This window comes from Desulfoluna sp. CYM3A (genome assembly GCF_056829965.1).
This window is the reverse complement of sequence record NZ_CP186556.1, coordinates 5,492,258-5,507,137: the sequence shown is the minus strand read 5'-3', so window position 1 is coordinate 5,507,137 and position 14,880 is coordinate 5,492,258. Positions and strand designations below refer to the sequence as shown.

Sequence of the window (14,880 nt, the reverse complement as noted above, 5' to 3'; positions counted from 1 at the left end):
AAAAAACCCCACACAAAAAATCCGCCTGCGTGATAACGAATGGCGGATCATCGCCCCCGGGCCCTGCAGAGCATCCGGGACGCAAAAAACGGTACGGCTTTTTATCAGACGTTCTCCAAGCAAAGGACCCGACCCCATGAACAGCCATCTGGCCCCTGTCAAACCCAAACGCGTTGCCGACCAGGTCTTTGAACAGATCCGTGACCTCATTTTCCGTGGAGACCTGAAACCGGGGGAGAAGATCATGCCCGAGCGGGAGCTCATGAAAGAGATGGGCGTAAGCCGGAACTCGGTGCGGGAGGCCCTGAACAAGCTCGTGGCCATGGGGCTGGTGGATCAGCGACAAGGCCAGGGCACCTTTGTGCGCGGCCTCGGGTCGGTGCAGGACAACCCCATCATGGACCTCATGGCCTCCCACAACGCCACCATCACCGACCTCCTGGAGGTGCGCATGGGCCTGGAGTGCAACGGCGCGGCCCTGGCAGCGGAAAAGGCGACCCTGGACGACATCCGCACCATGGAGAAAAGCATCGCCACCATGGAGGAAGCCATCGCCGAAGGGCGGGTGGGCACCGACGAGGACGCCCACTTCCACATGGCCATCGCCCACGCCACGAGAAACCCCCTGCAGGTCCACATGATGAAGTACTTCCACGACTTCATCTTCTACGGCATCAACGAAAGCTTAAAGCGCTTCTTCGACATGCCCGACCGCACCGAAGAGATCCTCACCCAGCACCGCCGCATCCTTGAGGCCATCGCACGGCGCGACAGCGGCAACGCCTATGCCGCCATGGCCGAACACATTCTGTACATCAAAGATTTCTTTGAGCATACCCGGGAGGGGAACATGCCGGCGGTGAAATAAAAGCCGAAAAAGCAGGCCTCCGGCGGCGAGGTGTACCACCTCGAAAGCGGGTTGCGAATGCTCCGAGCCCTCGTTCCTCGGGCACGTCACATTCGCTGATGGGCAAAGCCCGTAAAAACAAAAAAGCCGACCTTGATCCACGCACCAGGAACCCGGCACCGATCCTCTTCTTCAATAAGAAGACGGGCCGCCCTTTTCAGGTACGGCCCGTCCATCAACTCAAGGTTATCCAGGACCACGTCCTTGCCATCCTCAAAAATCTCGGTAGCTACGCGAAGTGCGCTGAAAAAAACTCAAAGGCCTTTCGCCTACCCTGCCTGCTCTTTTTGGAACATCAGCTCCACCCCCAGGCAGCCGGTCATAAAGCCGTGTTTTTTGGTGGCGGGGTATTCCCGGCAGATGGCGGGCTTCACATCATGGATGGCGCATTTGGCTTTGCCCCCTCCCATGGTGAGAAAGGGACAGGGGTCCTGGGGCTCGCCTGTGCGGGGGTCGATCCAGATGGTGTAGCCCCCGTCCGCCTTGTCTTTGCCCACCCAGGCCAGGAGATCGTCCCGTCCGGCCTTCTTCCACATGGCAATATCCTCGGCGGTGAGGGCACGGCTGTAGTCCAGGTTGGTGCAGCACTGGCCGCACTGGAGGCATGTAAAGTCGTGGAGTTCAGTGGTTAAGGCCACCCCCTCTTCCCCTTCGGGCCCCCTTGCCTTTCGCACATCCGACCAGAACATGAGGGAAAAGGCCCGGCACAGGGTCTCCTCGGTGAGGGTTGGGCTGTTCAAAAACTCCTGGACCAGGGCGATCATCTCGTACAGGCTCCCCTCCCCCCCGCTCATGACCTCCCGGAAGCGCTCCGGCCACCCCCCGCCGGCCATGGCAGCCATCTCTTCCAGGGTGTCCTCCTGGAGACCGTACTGCTCCAGGTCCAGGCATACGGCATCTTTGGCTTCTTCTGTGGTCAAAAAGATCTCAGCGTCCATCCGGTCCCCCTTTTTCATGAAACCTTCGTCATTTCAGGTATGCAAGTGCTCAGCGGGTGGTGTTGGTCAGGCCGTCTTTTGCGGGCGGCTGCGGGCCCGGTTCCAGGGCACGAGAAGGAAACCGGGTGCGCTCAGGTCGGATGCAAGACACAAAGTTCCGACCCAGAAGGGTAATCGATGAGGAAAATCCGCCAACGCCCGGGGCGTCGACAGTCTGACACCATTGAATCACCGGGCCTGTCGGTTGTCAAATCAATTCACGGGAGAGATCATTGCTCAATCACATGAAATAACTATTGAACCAAACCAGAGATCAACTCAATTTGAGTGCGGGGGTAAAAATTAAGGAGGAAACCGAAAGATTGGGGTGCGGCCTGTCCGAGCCGAAAGCCCTGCCAACGAGGGAGAACGAGAGATTAACCACCCGTTATAACTTTGTTTTTTAGCAACAACTTTGACTGATCTTGAAACGTTTTTCCAGGAAAGATAAGGTAAATATACGCTAAATGAAAAATTGAGATTACCGCCGAGCTTCAACACCATTCATGTAACCTTGGGCAGGGTGAAGGCCCGAAAGGTTAACGTACAACAATGGGAGTTCCGGTGGTATTCGGGGAGGTTTGCTCACTCTCCAAGGGTGGCCCGCTGGCAGGGGCCACCCTTTTTTTGTTGTCACATCCGCTTTCGAGGTGATTTCGTGTTCGTGAATTTGCCTTAGGGCGTCACCTCACCGAGGGCTTCAACACAAGAAAATAGAGGGATCCGGTCTGCTTCATGTGGCCAGCCGTAAGTTCCGCCTCTTCCCCATGGCCGGTGAACAGATCCACCCGCCCCGGGCCTTTGATGGCCCCGCCCGTGTCCTGATTCATCACGAACCTGCCGAAGGACTCCCAGGAGAGCACTTCATCCGTCCTTGTTTCCCCGGGTTTTTCCGTGGTGATAAAGGCGATGCCGCAGGCGGGAAAGGGCCGCTTGTCCGTGGCGATGGAGCGGTTGGGGGTCACGGGCAAGTTGTAGCAGCCCAGGGGCCCCTTGGCCTCTTCCATAAAAAAGACCATGCTGGGGTTGTAGTTGAACACCTCCTGCCTGCGCTCCGGGTTCTCCTCCAGCCACCTGCGGATGGACTGCATGGAGACAGCCTCCCTTTCCAGGAACCCCTGCCGAATCATGTACCTGCCGATACTGCGGTAGGGGTGGCCGTTTTTGGTCTGATAGTGAACCCTGAGTTCCTCCCCGTTGTCCATGGTGATGACCCCCGAACCCTGAATTTCCAGGAAAAACAGATCCACGGGGTCATCCACCCAGGCCAGGGGCTCGGTGCGATCGAGAAGAGCGCTGCCGTTGTCCGCCTCATGACGGGTGTAGTAGGGCACCACCGTTCCCTTTTCCGTCACCCGGCCGATGAGGTGCCGCTTTCCCGACACCTTGACCCCGGGAAACCGGGAGATATCGATGGTCACCAGGTCGTCTGGCCGTGTGAGCACGGGATAGCGGTACCGGTCGGTCTCTTCGGTGTGGCCGAAAAGTGAGGCTTCGTAGTACCCGGTAAAGAGCACCTCCCCTTTTCCGTCCCGTCCCGTGGACCGGTACACACGATAGTTGTCCCGGATAAATCCCGCAACCGCCCCAGGGGAAGGGTCCTCGTGGATGGCGTAGAGAAGGGCCACGGCCGAGCGAATCATCTCCGAGACACTGTAGCGGTCCTCTCCCACAGTAAAGGTACGCGTCTTGGGAATCCTGTTGTAGTAGACCAGGCTCCGAAACAGGGCCTCTTCAAGGCCCTCAAAATCCAGGTCGTCCTCAAAGGAGGGGTACCCCGCCTCCCCCGGAACCACGGGCACCAGCGCAGGAAGCGCCTTGCTCTTCTCTTTGCCCGTGGTGATGCAGCCAAAGCACAGAAAAACCAACGCAGCAGCCACGAGCCACCACCGTGCACCGGTTCGTTTAAAGGCGTCCATCATCCTGCCTCCACCTTTCTGGGCACCGTTTCGACGGGATCCGGTGCTTCAATAACGGCCGTATCCTTCTCCCGCACCCCCAGCTCTTCAAACCGCCGGGCCGAGACAAAGAGGCGCCGCTCAAAGGAGCCTGCCAGCTGGTTGTAGGTGGAGGTCACCTTGCCGATCTCCCCGCCCAGCTTGTTCAAATGGGAAGCAAAGGTAACCACGCGGCTGTAGAGCTCCTTGCCCAGCTCCTGGATCTCGTGAACGCTTTCGGCGGCCTGCTCCTGGCGCCACCCGTAGGCCACGGCCTTGAGCAGGGAGATCAGGGTGGTGGGGGTGGCCAGCACCACCCCTTTTTCAATGCCCTCTTCAATAAGGCCGGGCCGCTTGGCAAGGGCCGCGGAGAAAAAGCTCTCCCCCGGGATAAAGAGGACCACAAATTCCGGTGCGGGCTTGAGACCCCCCCAGTACGCCTTACCCGAAAGAACCTGCACATGGTGATGAAGGGCCCGGGCATGTTCGTCCAGATGTTTCGCCTTTTCCCCTTGGGTGGTGGCCTCCATGGCCCTCAGGTAAGCGGCCAGGGGGACCTTGGAGTCAACCGCAATGCGCCGCCCCCCGGGGAGCTGTACCACCATGTCCGGTCGCATGGCACCGGCCTCGCCCTTCATGCTCACCTGCTCGAAAAAATCGCACCGGTCTACCATGCCGGAGAGTTCGGCCACCCGCTTCAGGGTGATCTCCCCCCAGCGGCCGCGCACGTTGGGCACCTGCAACGCCCCGGAGAGCTTGGTGGTCTCCTTCTGGAGCACGGCATGGGTCCGGGCCAGGGTCTCCACCTGCTCGGTGAGGGCCCCGTACGCCTTTTCCCGCTGCATCTCCATCTGGCGGACCTTCTCGTCGTAGGCTTTCATGGCCTCGGCCACAGGGGCCACGATCTCTTTGACCGCCTCCCCCCGACGGGTAAAATCACGCCGGGCCTCGCCGACCACCGCCTCCAGGGTCTCCTTGGAGAGCTGGGCAAAGGTCTTTGCGTTGTCTGCAGGGCATCGGCGGAGAGGGCCTTGAGCATCTCCTGGCAGGTCGGTTTCCTGGGCGAGCGAGGCCACCTTTCACGCGCGGACTCCCGCTCCTTCACAAGCTCTGCCTCAAGGCGCGCCATGCGGGACCGCAAGGCGATCTCTGTTTCTCCCTTCTGATGAAGGGCCGCGTCCCTCTCTTTGATGCCCTCCTCCAGGGTGAGAAGATTGGTCAGGCGGCCCCGGGCCTCGGCCGCTTCATCAGCCAAGGCAAAAAGGCGTTCCTCCTGGGCATCCCGGCTCTCCAGGGCCTCGTCCAGGGCGCGGGCCGTCCGGCGATGCCGGAGTCCGGCAAGGCCCCAGGCTACGGCCGCACCGGCCACCAGCCCTGCACCAAGGGCGGGATGCATCAGCGTATCCAGCAAGCCACTAAATGCCATCACGCCCCTTCCCGCTGATACACGCCAGACTTTCCGCCGCTCTTGGCCATGAGACGAATCCCCTCAATGGTCATGCCCTTGTCGTAGGCTTTGCACATGTCGTAGATGGTCAGGGCAGCCACAGACACCGCATGGAGGGCCTCCATCTCCACCCCGGTCTCCCCTTTCACCCGCACCTCGGCCTCAATGCGAAAGGCATGGTTCTCCGGCTCAGGGGTAAAATCGACACGGGCCCCGGTGATGAAGAGCGGATGGCACATGGGAATGACCTCGCTGGTCCGCTTGGCCGCCATCACCCCTGCAATGCGCGCGGTCTCAAGGACGTTGCCCTTTTTCACCCGGGTATCCGTGATCCGCTCAAAGGTGTCGCGAGTCATGACAATGCGGCCCTCGGCCACGGCCCGACGGTCCGTGGCCGCCTTGTCCGTGACATCCACCATGCGAACCGCGCCGTCCTCATCAATATGCGTAAATTCTTTCATGAAAAAATCCTTTCTTATAAACCAGGGGATACATCCCCTGGACCCCAGGTTCGGGAATGCTCTTTCGCCTTCGTTCCTCAGGCTCATCACATTCCCTGACGGGCTTCGCCCGTATATGGGGCGGTGAAGGGTATTCAGACGCCCTCGCCTGAATCAATCGCTGCCGTAATGATTCAGCTTATGCCTCCGGCAGCCCTGCAGGGGGCTTCACGTTCCCCCGAGTTTAGGAATTGGCCTTCATAAACAGGTCATTAAAAAATATTGGTATGAATGTCGTTTTAAAGGCGAATGTGATTTGACCCGAGGAACGAGGGCAAAGCGCATCCGCTACCTGCTTTCAAGGTGGCACACCTTGCCGCCGGAGGCTTGCTTTTGCTCCCGACTTTAACCATAGAAAGGCTGTTTATTTGAGCTGAGCAGTGCCCCCCAGCCTATGCCAATCTAGCTTTCGGTAAAATGCTCTGTCTTGGAGGTCACCTCGGCTTTGACGGCGTTTAAGAGCCCTTCAAGGGTGGCCAGCACGTTCTCGCGGATGTCCCCTGCCACCACAATGGCCATGACGTCATCCCCCACGGCCAGTGGCTTCTCCTCTTCAATGGCAATGAGGATCTCCACGATGCCCGCCCGGCTCCGGTACTCGGCCATGAGCTCGTCAAGGCGTGCGTGGTTCACATGGACCGTGAGGCCTGTGACGGGGCGTCCGTCACGGGAGCTTTCCCGAACCACCCCGTTGTGGGCCAGTACCATGCCCGCCTTGCCGAAATCAGGGTGGGCCTTTATCTCTTGAATCATCTCAGCGATATGAATCATTCTTTTTCCTTATGTGTTTAACCTGGTTTGTAAGGACGTGATTACCCCCTGCTTGTCACCGGGTTGGCCGCCGGAGGCAGTGCGGTCAAAGATGCCTCCGGCGGCCCTGCCGGGGGCCAAGCTTTTGAAAAGCTTGACAAACAGACTTTAAAATTGCCCCCCTACCTTGGAGGTAGTCCGGTTAAAGCTGATAATTAACGAGTTCCGATAATGAATCTTAGCCCATCAAGGCTTGTCGTATCGCTCGTACAAACCACCAGCATATGTTTCGGGCGAAGCCCGAGCCGAAGGCCCTTGCGCTTTGGCCCGAGGAACGAGGGACAAAGCGCAAGGGCTATATGCTTTCGAGGTGTTTTCGTTATCGTGGCTTCGCCACCCTCGCCGCTGGAGGCACGCTTTTTCCACTCACTTTTACCATAAGAAGGCTGTTTTTTTCTGCGGCTTTGACCATAAGAAGACAACGTTAACTCTCGCCCTTCCGGGCAAGCATGTCCAGGGCCCATTGGTAGTCTTCGGGGGTGTTGATATTGAAAAAGCTGCGCAGCTCCGGGTCGATGCGCCGGATCTCCTCTTCCGGGACCTTGCGGGTCCTCTTCTTGCGAAAGAGACTCTGGATCTTGTAGCGGCCTTCGGCCAGCCGGTTTTCGGCCAGGGTGAGGTTTTCTCGGGAGTAGGCGGCGCAGAGGGGCTCCATGCCCTTGGAGGTCTCGGGCACCACGATGGTGGCGCCGTCCGTGCGATACGAGAGCACCAGCTCCACCATATCCCGGGAGAGAAAGGGGTTGTCGCAGGGGGCCACAAAGATCCAGGGGGTTTCCGCGTGGAAGAGGGCGGCGTGGATGCCGGCCAGGGAGCAGCGCTCGGGGAAGAGGTCCGAGACGACCTTGACGTCAAAATCAAGAAAGTCCAGGGGGTTGTTGGAGACCACCAGCACCCGGCCGAAGATGTCCTCAAACAGGGAGAGGGTGCGCGCCATGATGCTCTGCCCCCCGATGTCGAGGAGGGCCTTGTTTGTTCCACTCATTCTGGAATTCAACCCACCGGCCAGAATCACGCCGGTACAATCAAAAATCCCCATTGCACTCGTTGCTCCCTCTTTGGTTTCTGAGGGGAGTCTGTCAAAAATAATGCGCAAAATCAAGGCATTTCAAAGAGGTCAAACCAAGGCGTTTACGCCCCATTTCGCCACATTTGACTTGATCAATCACCCATCAATAGGATAAAAATAAGGGGTTGATGCCTGCGGCACCGGCCGCTTGGCATCCCACCTCCATCGGACTGCGAGCCGATGGCATCGTCAACCCTTTGCATGCCCGTATGTGAACTGCCCTTCCACACCCACGCGTGACGATCCCCCGACAAGGTATCGGCGAAATGTTCCTACACAGGCATCCACCCATTGGGAACCCTGCTATGACCACCGCAACCGTTCTTCTCGATGCCACGGACATTAAACGTGCCATCACCCGCATGGCCCACGAAATCATCGAGCACCACCGAGGGGCCCAGGGGCTCGCCCTCATCGGGATCCAGACCCGCGGCGTCTTCATCGCCCGCCGCCTGAAACGCGAAATCGAAGTCATCGAAGGGCTTGAGGCCAACTCTCTTCCCTGCGGTGAGATGGATATCAACCTCTACCGCGACGACTGGACCCGCATCAGCCACCAGCCCATCGTCAAGCCCACGGAGATCCCCTTTGAGGTCAACGATCGGGAGATCCTCCTGGTGGATGACGTTCTTTATACCGGCCGCACCATCCGTGCCGCCATGGACGCCCTCATGGACTTCGGGCGCCCGTCGCGCATCGGCCTGGCCGTCCTGGTGGACCGGGGACACCGGGAGTTTCCCATCCAACCCGACTACACCGGCAAGAAAGTGGACAGTGAATACGAACAGCATGTCGACGTCCTGCTCAGCGAGCACGATGACTCTGACCTGGTAACCCTAAACTGAGAGGTAGCCTATGGGAACCCGAGAGCACAGAAGCCAAAGCAAGAAACAACTGAAAGTAGCCGTCGTCTCCGTCTCTTCCACCCGCACCATGGACACGGACGAGAGCGGCGCGTGGATTGAAAAACTGGCTAAAAAAGAGGGCCATGAGGTGGTGGACCGCCTGGTGGTCATGGACTCTGAAGGGGAGGTGCGAAAGGCCATCCGGGACATCATCCGCGATCACAACGCCGACGGCATCATCGTCACCGGCGGCACCGGCATCACCGCAGGGGACCTTACCTTAGAAGCGGTCCGGCCCATGTTCAGGAAAGAGCTCACCGCCTTCGGCCCCATCTTCGCCCAGCTGAGCTTTGACGAAATCGACTCGGCAGCCATCCTCTCCCGCGCCACCGCGGGCATCGTCTCGGACACCGCGGTCTTTGTCATCCCCGGAAGCCTGGCCGCCTGCAAACTAGCCTGCAAAAACCTCATCTTCCCGGAACTCGGCCACGTCTCCAAACACGCCAGAGGATAAAGGGTCACACATGATGCCTCCGGCGGCAAGGTGAGCCACCTTGAAAGCCTGTTGCCGCCTGGATCTACCTCGTGCGTCCACGGCGTAGCCGGATTCATAAGGGTAAATCACAGCGGTATTTTTCGTAAAATTGGGCCTTAATCATCCTTTGGACCGCGACCTGCAAAGAGCCGATTCCTCAAAGCGCACTCCGCACACCAACATCAAAGCCTTGGGTGGCCCGGACACAGTGCACAGAGTGCACCCTACGGGCTGTCGGCCTTTTGGGGCGATGTCATCAAAAACACCCTGGTGACCAGACGATGACCAGGGTCTTAAATTGTGCTGGTGTGGAGCCGGTCATCCTGTGTCGTCGGGCTACGTCGCGGCAAACGAGGGCTGGGAGCATTCACGACCCCGGGGTGTATCGGACGGCAAGGGTGCGGATGACGCCCAGGCTCACAAGGAGCAGGGCAAATCCGGTGAGGACCTCCCAGGAGGGACCCTTGGCTTCGTCCGGGTAGGACGATCACCTCGCGCACCACAAAGAGAATGGCCGGGTCCATCATGGTGTGGAGCCGGATGCGCCGGGTGCTGAAAAAGTCCACGAACCCCCTGAAGAGCTCCAGCATGACGAGAAAGGAGAGGATCTCGGCCACCACAAAGGTGAACCCCTCTCCGTCCATCATGTGGAGCAGGTGCCTGGCGTCCAGCAGTGTTTTCCCCAGGCCTGCGGCCAGCACCACGATGATATAGACGGTCATGATATTGACCATCACCTCCTGGGTCTTGAAAAAAATCGCTCTGGGGTGAATGGTTTCCAGAATCCGGCCGGTCCGTGCCGGCCCCTCTTGGTCTCTGTTTTTTTGCCACGCCATCTAATTGTTCCATGGGATCAAGGGTGCACCGGGTATGTGTGAAACATGTCAGCATCCTGCAAGAACTCGGCGATCAGCGCTTCCGACACAGGCATTTTCCCCCGAACCTCGCCCCCAAGGGCAAACACATCAACCGCTCACAACGCCCTAACCAAACCCTAACACGCCGACACTATCTTCCTGTGGAACATGTCAAGGCCCACCGCCCCCAAGGTGCGGAAAACATGCCGTTGCCCGACGGCAACGGCTCGCGACATACCATCACCAACCTCCACAGGAGAGATATCATGAAAAAAAGTCTTTGGTTCACCGCCCTTGTTTCCACCGTTTTCCTTGCGGCATCCGTTGCCACGGCATCGGCCGAAAGGCTTGTTCTCAAAGGATCCACCACGGTTCTTCCCATTGCCCAGAAAATCTCCGAGGCGTACATGGCCTCCCACCCTGAGGTGAAAATCTCCCTTTCCGGGGGCGGCTCCGGTAACGGCATCAAGGCGGTCATCGACCAGACCGCAGACATCGGCAACTCCTCCCGCTTCATCAAAGGCAAAGAGGTGAAGCTGGCCACGGGTAAAGGCGTGCTTCCCGTGCCCCACCGCATCGCCCTGGACTGCATCGTCCCGGTGGTTCACCCGGACAACCCGGTAAAGGACCTCTCCCTGGATCAGCTCAAGCAGATCTACCTGGGCAAGATCACCAACTGGAAGCAGGTGGGCGGCTCGGACAAAAAGATCGTGGTGATCTCCCGGGACAGCTCCTCGGGCACCTTTGATGCCTGGAAGAGCCTGGTCATGAAAAAGGAGCGGGTCACCCCCCGCGCTCTGACCCAGCCCTCCAACGGCGGCCTGGTGACCCAGGTGGCCACCACCAAAGGCGCCATCGCCTACATCGCCCTGGGGTACATGAACGAAGAGGTGAAAGCCATTCGGGTAAACGGGGTCATGGGCTCTGCGGAAACCACCCTCAACGGCCGCTACCCCATCAGTCGCCCCCTGTTCATGTTCACCAACGGATGGCCCAAAGGAGAAACCCTTTCGTTCATCAACTTCATCCTCTCCAGAAAAGGCCAGGCCCTGGTGGAAGAGGCCGGAAGCATCTCCCTTTACTAACCAAGACACCTCCCGCTGAGCGGGACCGTGGGTTCACGAAGCCGACTCGCCAGCCCAGCACACGGCGCGTCGGCTGCGTGTTCGCTTTTTTGCCCCAAGCCAAGGACGACCTTTCATGACACACAGCGAGTCTACCGCAGCACCCCACGCCCCGGTGTCCCCCCCGGGCCGGGTTCCACGTGAAACAACCGCCCCGGAGCGGGGAAGCCTCACCGGGCGGCGCACCGCCGTAGGGGAGTGGGTGGCCGAATCTTCCCTTCTGATCATCTCCCTGATCTCCATCCTCATCCTGGGCCTGATCATGCTCTTCCTGATCCTGGAGGGAAGCCCCACCTTCTCCTTTGTCTCGGTGCGGGAGTTCATCGGCGGTGTGCTCTGGTACCCCACGGACGAGCCCCCTGCCTTCGGCATCCTGGCCCTTATCGTGGGCTCCTTTGCCGTGACCCTGCTCTCCTCCCTCATCTCGGTGCCCTCCGGGGTGATGACGGCCATCTACCTCTCGGAGCTGGCCCCGCCCAGGGTGGCGGAGTGGCTCAAACCCGCCATCGAGCTTTTGGCCTCCCTTCCGTCGGTGGTCATCGGTTTTTTCGGTATGGTGGCGGTGGCACCCCTCATGCAGAGCCTCTTTGACATCCCCACGGGACTGAACATGTTCACGGCCTCCATCATGCTGGCCTTCATGTCCATCCCCACCATCTGCACCATCTCCGAAGATGCCTTGCGAAGCGTCCCGGTCACCTACCGGGAAGCCTCCCTGGCCCTGGGCGCCACCCCCTTTGAGACCATCTCCAGGGTCACGGTGCCCGCGGCGCTCTCCGGCATCACCACGGCCATCATCCTGGGCATGTCCCGGGCCATCGGCGAAACCATGGTGGTGCTCATGGTGGCCGGAGGCGCGGCCATGGTGCCCGAATCCCTCTTCGACCCCATCCGCCCCATGCCGGCGAGCATCGCCGCGGAGATGGGGGAGGCACCATTCCGGGGGGACCACTACCACGCGCTCTTTGCAACGGGCATCACCCTGTTCCTCTTCACCATCATTTTTAACGTCCTGGCCATGGCCGTCTCCCGCAAGTATCGGCTCAAGGGGTAATCATGACCTTTTCCATTTCCCAACGCATTCAGTCCGGAAGGCGCGGAACCACCCAGACGCTCTGGTTCACCCTCTTCCGTGTGGCCGCAGCCATCAACGTGTTGGCCCTTTTTTCCGTGATCCTCTTCATCATTACCCGGGGCCTCTCCGCCATCAGCTGGGAGTTCCTCACCCAGATGCCGAGGAACTCCATGACCGAAGGAGGGATCCTTCCCTGCATCGTGGGCACCGCCTCCCTGGCCTTCGGAGCCCTTGCCATCGCCTTTCCCGTGGGGGTGGGAACATCCATCTACCTCAATGAATATGCCGGCCAGGGCAAGATCGTCTCAGTCATCCGGTTTGCCATCGCCAACCTCGCCGGGGTCCCCTCGGTGGTGTTCGGCCTCTTTGGCCTGGCCTTCTTCTGCACGGTACTCAAGATGGGGGTGAGCCTTCTGGCAGGAGCCCTGACCCTGGGGGTCATGAGCCTGCCCGTCATCATCGGGGCCGCGGAAGAGGCCTTAAAAGCCGTGCCCGATACCTACCGGGAAGCCTCCCTGGGGCTCGGGGCCTCCAAGTGGCAGACCATCTGCCGGGTGGTGGTGCCGTCTGCCCTGCCGGGGATCCTCACCGGATCCATCCTGGCCCTGGGCCGGGCCGCGGGCGAAACCGCCCCCATCATGTTCACCGGTGCCGTCTTCTTCACCCCGGACCTGCCCACCTCGATTTTCGACGAGGTCATGGCCCTGCCCTACCACATCTACGTCCTGGCCACGGCAGGCACCCACATCGGAGAAACGCGCCACCTTCAGTACGGCACGGCCCTGGTCCTCATCGCCCTGGTCCTCGGCATGAACCTGTGCGCCATCCTCCTGCGCTCGCGCCTGCGCAAACGGAGCCGCGTATAAGGGCACCTAAAGTTAAATAAGCCTCCGGCGGCGAGGTAGAGTGCAAGGGCCTTCGGCTCGGGCTTCGCTCGACATAAACGCTCATGGTTTCTACGGGCTGGCTCACAAGCGTCGAGGCTACAGGACACGTTCTCGCCGCGTGTTTTTAAGCAGAACCGTTACCGAAAAACGTATCATTCATAAAAAGTGACTTAACATGACCCAACAAAACGAGACCCACGACACCATTATCCACGCCAGGGACCTGAGCCTTTTCTACGGAGACTTCCAGGCCCTCCACGGGATCACCCTGCCCTTTGCCGAACGGCAGGTCACCGCTCTCATCGGCCCTTCGGGGTGTGGAAAGAGCTCTTTTCTCCGGTGCCTGAACCGCATGAACGACCTCACGGCCGGCACCCGCAGCGAGGGGGAAGTGATCTTTGAGGGGAAGAACATCCTGGAGAAAAAAATCGACGTGGTCTCCCTCAGGCGGCACATCGGCATGGTGTTCCAAAAACCCAACCCCTTTCCCAAGAGCATCTACGACAACGTGGCCTACGGCCTCAAGGTAAACGGCATCACCAACAAATCCATGGTGGCCTCCCGGGTGGAGCGAAGCCTGATCCAGGCCGCCCTCTGGGACGAGGTCAAAGACCGGCTCCACAAACCCGCCCTGGGACTCTCCGGGGGGCAGCAGCAGCGCCTCTGCATTGCCCGGGCCCTGGCCGTGGAACCGGAGATCCTGCTCATGGACGAGCCGGCCTCGGCCCTGGATCCCATCGCCACCCAGAAAATCGAAGAGCTCGTCCTGGAGCTCAAGGAGCGCTACACCATCATCATCGTCACCCACAACATGCAGCAGGCGGCCCGGGTCTCCGACACCACCGCCTTCTTCTACATGGGCAAGCTCGTGGAGGTGGGGGACACCAACACCCTCTTCACCAAACCGGTGAAAAAAGAGACCGAAGACTACATCACCGGCCGGTTCGGGTAAGGGAAAAAGCTTGCCTCCGGCGGCGAGGTGAGCCACCTCGAAAGCAGGTTGCGAATGCGCTTTCCCCTTCGTTCCTCAGGGAAAATCACATTCGCCTATGCTTCAAATTAAACCGAATCTGTTTTTTTAGCCTGTTTATCAAACTTTTCAAAAGTTTGGCCCCCGGCAGGGCCGCCGGAGGCCTCATTTTTAAGCATTTATTGATTTTTTACCTTCAAGGAGGCACCCGGTGTACCGGGTGATAGAGAGTAACCATGACCATCCATCTGCAACGGGAACTCGATAAAATCCGGCGTATGCTCCTCTCGTTGGGAGCCCTCACCGAAGACCGCTTCCGGCTGGCCATCCGCGCATTAAACGACATGGACCTGGACCTGGCCCGGGAGATCATTGAAAAAGACGAGGAGATCGACTTAAAGGAGGTCCAGATCGAAGAGGAGTGCCTCAAGGTCCTGGCCCTGCACCAGCCCGTGGCCGGTGATTTGCGATCCCTGGTGGTGGTCATCAAGATCAACAACGACCTGGAGCGCATTGCCGACCAGGCCGTCAACATTGCCGTACGCATCAAAACCCTGGCGTCCAAAAAAAATCCGGGCTTCACCTACGATTACACCGAAATGGCGGACAAATCCGGCCTGATGCTCAAAATGAGCCTGGATGCCTTTGTCCGCCAGGACGACGAGATGGCCGAAAAGGTCCGCTTCATGGATGAAGAGGTTGACGCCATGCGCAACGCGGCTTACGACCGCATCAAAGAGGCCATCTCCCAAACCCCGGACGAAGCCGGGTACCTCATCAACCTCTTTCTTGTCTCCCGGCACCTGGAACGCATTGCCGATCACGCCACCAACATCGCAGAAGAGGTGATCTACATGCGCAAGGGAGAGATTATCCGCCACACAGAAGCCCTGGATTAACCCCGTTGCCGACCGAGCCCCTTAACAAGGGGCTCTTCGGC

At 59.4% G+C, this 14,880-nt stretch carries 17 protein-coding genes; 8 read left to right on the top strand and 9 right to left on the bottom strand.

Features of this window, described 5'->3' with window-relative positions; genetic code table 11:
- Nucleotides 1–136 precede the first annotated feature (136 nt).
- Entirely contained in the window at nucleotides 137–868 is a 732-nt protein-coding gene (locus ACOYW1_RS27850) for a FadR/GntR family transcriptional regulator (protein ID WP_482418630.1), read from the top strand.
- 86 nt (nucleotides 869–954) lie between these two features.
- Here the strand turns inward: ACOYW1_RS27850 and ACOYW1_RS27845 are convergent, their stop codons facing one another.
- The 8 genes from ACOYW1_RS27845 to mobA form a co-directional block, all read right to left on the bottom strand.
- A complete protein-coding gene (locus ACOYW1_RS27845; RefSeq protein ID WP_482420548.1) occupies nucleotides 955–1,107 on the bottom strand; it encodes a hypothetical protein in 153 nt (50 codons plus the stop codon).
- A gap of 69 nt (nucleotides 1,108–1,176) precedes the next feature.
- Nucleotides 1,177–1,845, bottom strand: a complete 669-nt coding sequence (locus tag ACOYW1_RS27840) for a YkgJ family cysteine cluster protein (protein ID WP_482420547.1) — start codon at nucleotides 1,843–1,845, stop codon at nucleotides 1,177–1,179.
- 722 nt (nucleotides 1,846–2,567) lie between these two features.
- On the bottom strand, nucleotides 2,568–3,806 hold the full coding sequence (gene mltA / locus ACOYW1_RS27835; protein ID WP_482420546.1) for a murein transglycosylase A: 1,239 nt from the start codon (nucleotides 3,804–3,806) through the stop codon (nucleotides 2,568–2,570).
- The gene (locus tag ACOYW1_RS27830; RefSeq protein ID WP_482420545.1) at nucleotides 3,803–4,780 is read right to left on the bottom strand and encodes a DNA recombination protein RmuC; all 978 of its coding nucleotides are present in this window, start codon (nucleotides 4,778–4,780) and stop codon (nucleotides 3,803–3,805) included. The genes mltA and ACOYW1_RS27830 overlap by 4 nt, the downstream gene beginning before the upstream one ends.
- Nucleotides 4,699–5,217, bottom strand: a complete 519-nt coding sequence (locus ACOYW1_RS27825; protein WP_482420544.1) for a hypothetical protein — start codon at nucleotides 5,215–5,217, stop codon at nucleotides 4,699–4,701. Before ACOYW1_RS27825 ends, ACOYW1_RS27830 begins: the two co-directional genes overlap by 82 nt.
- A 29-nt stretch (nucleotides 5,218–5,246) precedes the next feature.
- Entirely contained in the window at nucleotides 5,247–5,729 is a 483-nt protein-coding gene (gene moaC, locus ACOYW1_RS27820) for a cyclic pyranopterin monophosphate synthase MoaC (protein WP_482420543.1), read from the bottom strand.
- A gap of 441 nt (nucleotides 5,730–6,170) precedes the next feature.
- Complete coding sequence (locus tag ACOYW1_RS27815; RefSeq protein WP_246317739.1) at nucleotides 6,171–6,539, bottom strand: molybdenum cofactor biosynthesis protein MoaE; 369 nt, start codon at nucleotides 6,537–6,539, stop codon at nucleotides 6,171–6,173.
- A 463-nt stretch (nucleotides 6,540–7,002) separates the two neighbouring features.
- Nucleotides 7,003–7,617 carry a molybdenum cofactor guanylyltransferase gene (gene mobA, locus ACOYW1_RS27810; protein ID WP_482420542.1) on the bottom strand — a complete coding sequence of 205 codons (615 nt, stop codon included), beginning with the start codon at nucleotides 7,615–7,617 and terminating at the stop codon, nucleotides 7,003–7,005.
- 335 nt (nucleotides 7,618–7,952) lie between these two features.
- Here mobA and pyrR point away from each other — a divergent pair, with 335 nt between their 5' ends.
- Both pyrR and ACOYW1_RS27800 read left to right on the top strand, forming a co-directional pair.
- The gene (gene pyrR / locus ACOYW1_RS27805) at nucleotides 7,953–8,492 is read left to right on the top strand and encodes a bifunctional pyr operon transcriptional regulator/uracil phosphoribosyltransferase PyrR (protein WP_482418623.1); all 540 of its coding nucleotides are present in this window, start codon (nucleotides 7,953–7,955) and stop codon (nucleotides 8,490–8,492) included.
- Nucleotides 8,493–8,502: 10 nt separating this feature from the next.
- Entirely contained in the window at nucleotides 8,503–9,006 is a 504-nt protein-coding gene (locus ACOYW1_RS27800) for a MogA/MoaB family molybdenum cofactor biosynthesis protein (RefSeq protein ID WP_482420541.1), read from the top strand.
- A gap of 314 nt (nucleotides 9,007–9,320) precedes the next feature.
- On the opposite strand, the gene ACOYW1_RS27795 is transcribed toward ACOYW1_RS27800, so the two are convergent.
- The gene (locus ACOYW1_RS27795) at nucleotides 9,321–9,863 is read right to left on the bottom strand and encodes a phosphate-starvation-inducible PsiE family protein (protein WP_482420540.1); all 543 of its coding nucleotides are present in this window, start codon (nucleotides 9,861–9,863) and stop codon (nucleotides 9,321–9,323) included.
- Nucleotides 9,864–10,150: 287 nt separating this feature from the next.
- Between ACOYW1_RS27795 and ACOYW1_RS27790 the strand changes: the two genes are divergently transcribed.
- From ACOYW1_RS27790 to phoU, 5 genes are all read left to right on the top strand, one after another.
- A complete protein-coding gene (locus ACOYW1_RS27790) occupies nucleotides 10,151–10,969 on the top strand; it encodes a phosphate ABC transporter substrate-binding protein (RefSeq protein ID WP_482420539.1) in 819 nt (272 codons plus the stop codon).
- A 115-nt stretch (nucleotides 10,970–11,084) separates the two neighbouring features.
- Nucleotides 11,085–12,062: a phosphate ABC transporter permease subunit PstC gene (gene pstC / locus ACOYW1_RS27785; protein ID WP_482418620.1), complete on the top strand. Its 978-nt coding sequence runs from the start codon at nucleotides 11,085–11,087 to the stop codon at nucleotides 12,060–12,062.
- A 2-nt stretch (nucleotides 12,063–12,064) separates the two neighbouring features.
- Complete coding sequence (gene pstA, locus ACOYW1_RS27780) at nucleotides 12,065–12,949, top strand: phosphate ABC transporter permease PstA (protein WP_482420538.1); 885 nt, start codon at nucleotides 12,065–12,067, stop codon at nucleotides 12,947–12,949.
- A 196-nt stretch (nucleotides 12,950–13,145) separates the two neighbouring features.
- Nucleotides 13,146–13,922, top strand: a complete 777-nt coding sequence (pstB, locus tag ACOYW1_RS27775; RefSeq protein ID WP_482418618.1) for a phosphate ABC transporter ATP-binding protein PstB — start codon at nucleotides 13,146–13,148, stop codon at nucleotides 13,920–13,922.
- A 254-nt stretch (nucleotides 13,923–14,176) separates the two neighbouring features.
- Nucleotides 14,177–14,839 (top strand): phosphate signaling complex protein PhoU, encoded by a 663-nt coding sequence (gene phoU, locus ACOYW1_RS27770; protein WP_482420537.1) that lies wholly within the window; start codon nucleotides 14,177–14,179, stop codon nucleotides 14,837–14,839.
- The last annotated feature ends 41 nt before the right edge of the window (nucleotides 14,840–14,880 follow it).

What these genes read in the sequence shown, in the direction of transcription:
- ACOYW1_RS27850 (WP_482418630.1), top strand. Translation starts at nt 137, where the DNA reads ATGAACAGCCATCTGGCCCCTGTCAAACCCAAACGCGTTGCCGACCAG.
- ACOYW1_RS27840 (WP_482420547.1), bottom strand. Translation starts at nt 1,845, where the DNA reads ATGGACGCTGAGATCTTTTTGACCACAGAAGAAGCCAAAGATGCCGTA.
- mltA (WP_482420546.1), bottom strand. Translation starts at nt 3,806, where the DNA reads ATGATGGACGCCTTTAAACGAACCGGTGCACGGTGGTGGCTCGTGGCT.
- ACOYW1_RS27825 (WP_482420544.1), bottom strand. Translation starts at nt 5,217, where the DNA reads ATGCATCCCGCCCTTGGTGCAGGGCTGGTGGCCGGTGCGGCCGTAGCC.
- moaC (WP_482420543.1), bottom strand. Translation starts at nt 5,729, where the DNA reads ATGAAAGAATTTACGCATATTGATGAGGACGGCGCGGTTCGCATGGTG.
- ACOYW1_RS27815 (WP_246317739.1), bottom strand. Translation starts at nt 6,539, where the DNA reads ATGATTCATATCGCTGAGATGATTCAAGAGATAAAGGCCCACCCTGAT.
- mobA (WP_482420542.1), bottom strand. Translation starts at nt 7,617, where the DNA reads ATGGGGATTTTTGATTGTACCGGCGTGATTCTGGCCGGTGGGTTGAAT.
- pyrR (WP_482418623.1), top strand. Translation starts at nt 7,953, where the DNA reads ATGACCACCGCAACCGTTCTTCTCGATGCCACGGACATTAAACGTGCC.
- ACOYW1_RS27800 (WP_482420541.1), top strand. Translation starts at nt 8,503, where the DNA reads ATGGGAACCCGAGAGCACAGAAGCCAAAGCAAGAAACAACTGAAAGTA.
- ACOYW1_RS27795 (WP_482420540.1), bottom strand. Translation starts at nt 9,863, where the DNA reads ATGGCGTGGCAAAAAAACAGAGACCAAGAGGGGCCGGCACGGACCGGC.
- ACOYW1_RS27790 (WP_482420539.1), top strand. Translation starts at nt 10,151, where the DNA reads ATGAAAAAAAGTCTTTGGTTCACCGCCCTTGTTTCCACCGTTTTCCTT.
- pstC (WP_482418620.1), top strand. Translation starts at nt 11,085, where the DNA reads ATGACACACAGCGAGTCTACCGCAGCACCCCACGCCCCGGTGTCCCCC.
- pstA (WP_482420538.1), top strand. Translation starts at nt 12,065, where the DNA reads ATGACCTTTTCCATTTCCCAACGCATTCAGTCCGGAAGGCGCGGAACC.
- pstB (WP_482418618.1), top strand. Translation starts at nt 13,146, where the DNA reads ATGACCCAACAAAACGAGACCCACGACACCATTATCCACGCCAGGGAC.
- phoU (WP_482420537.1), top strand. Translation starts at nt 14,177, where the DNA reads ATGACCATCCATCTGCAACGGGAACTCGATAAAATCCGGCGTATGCTC.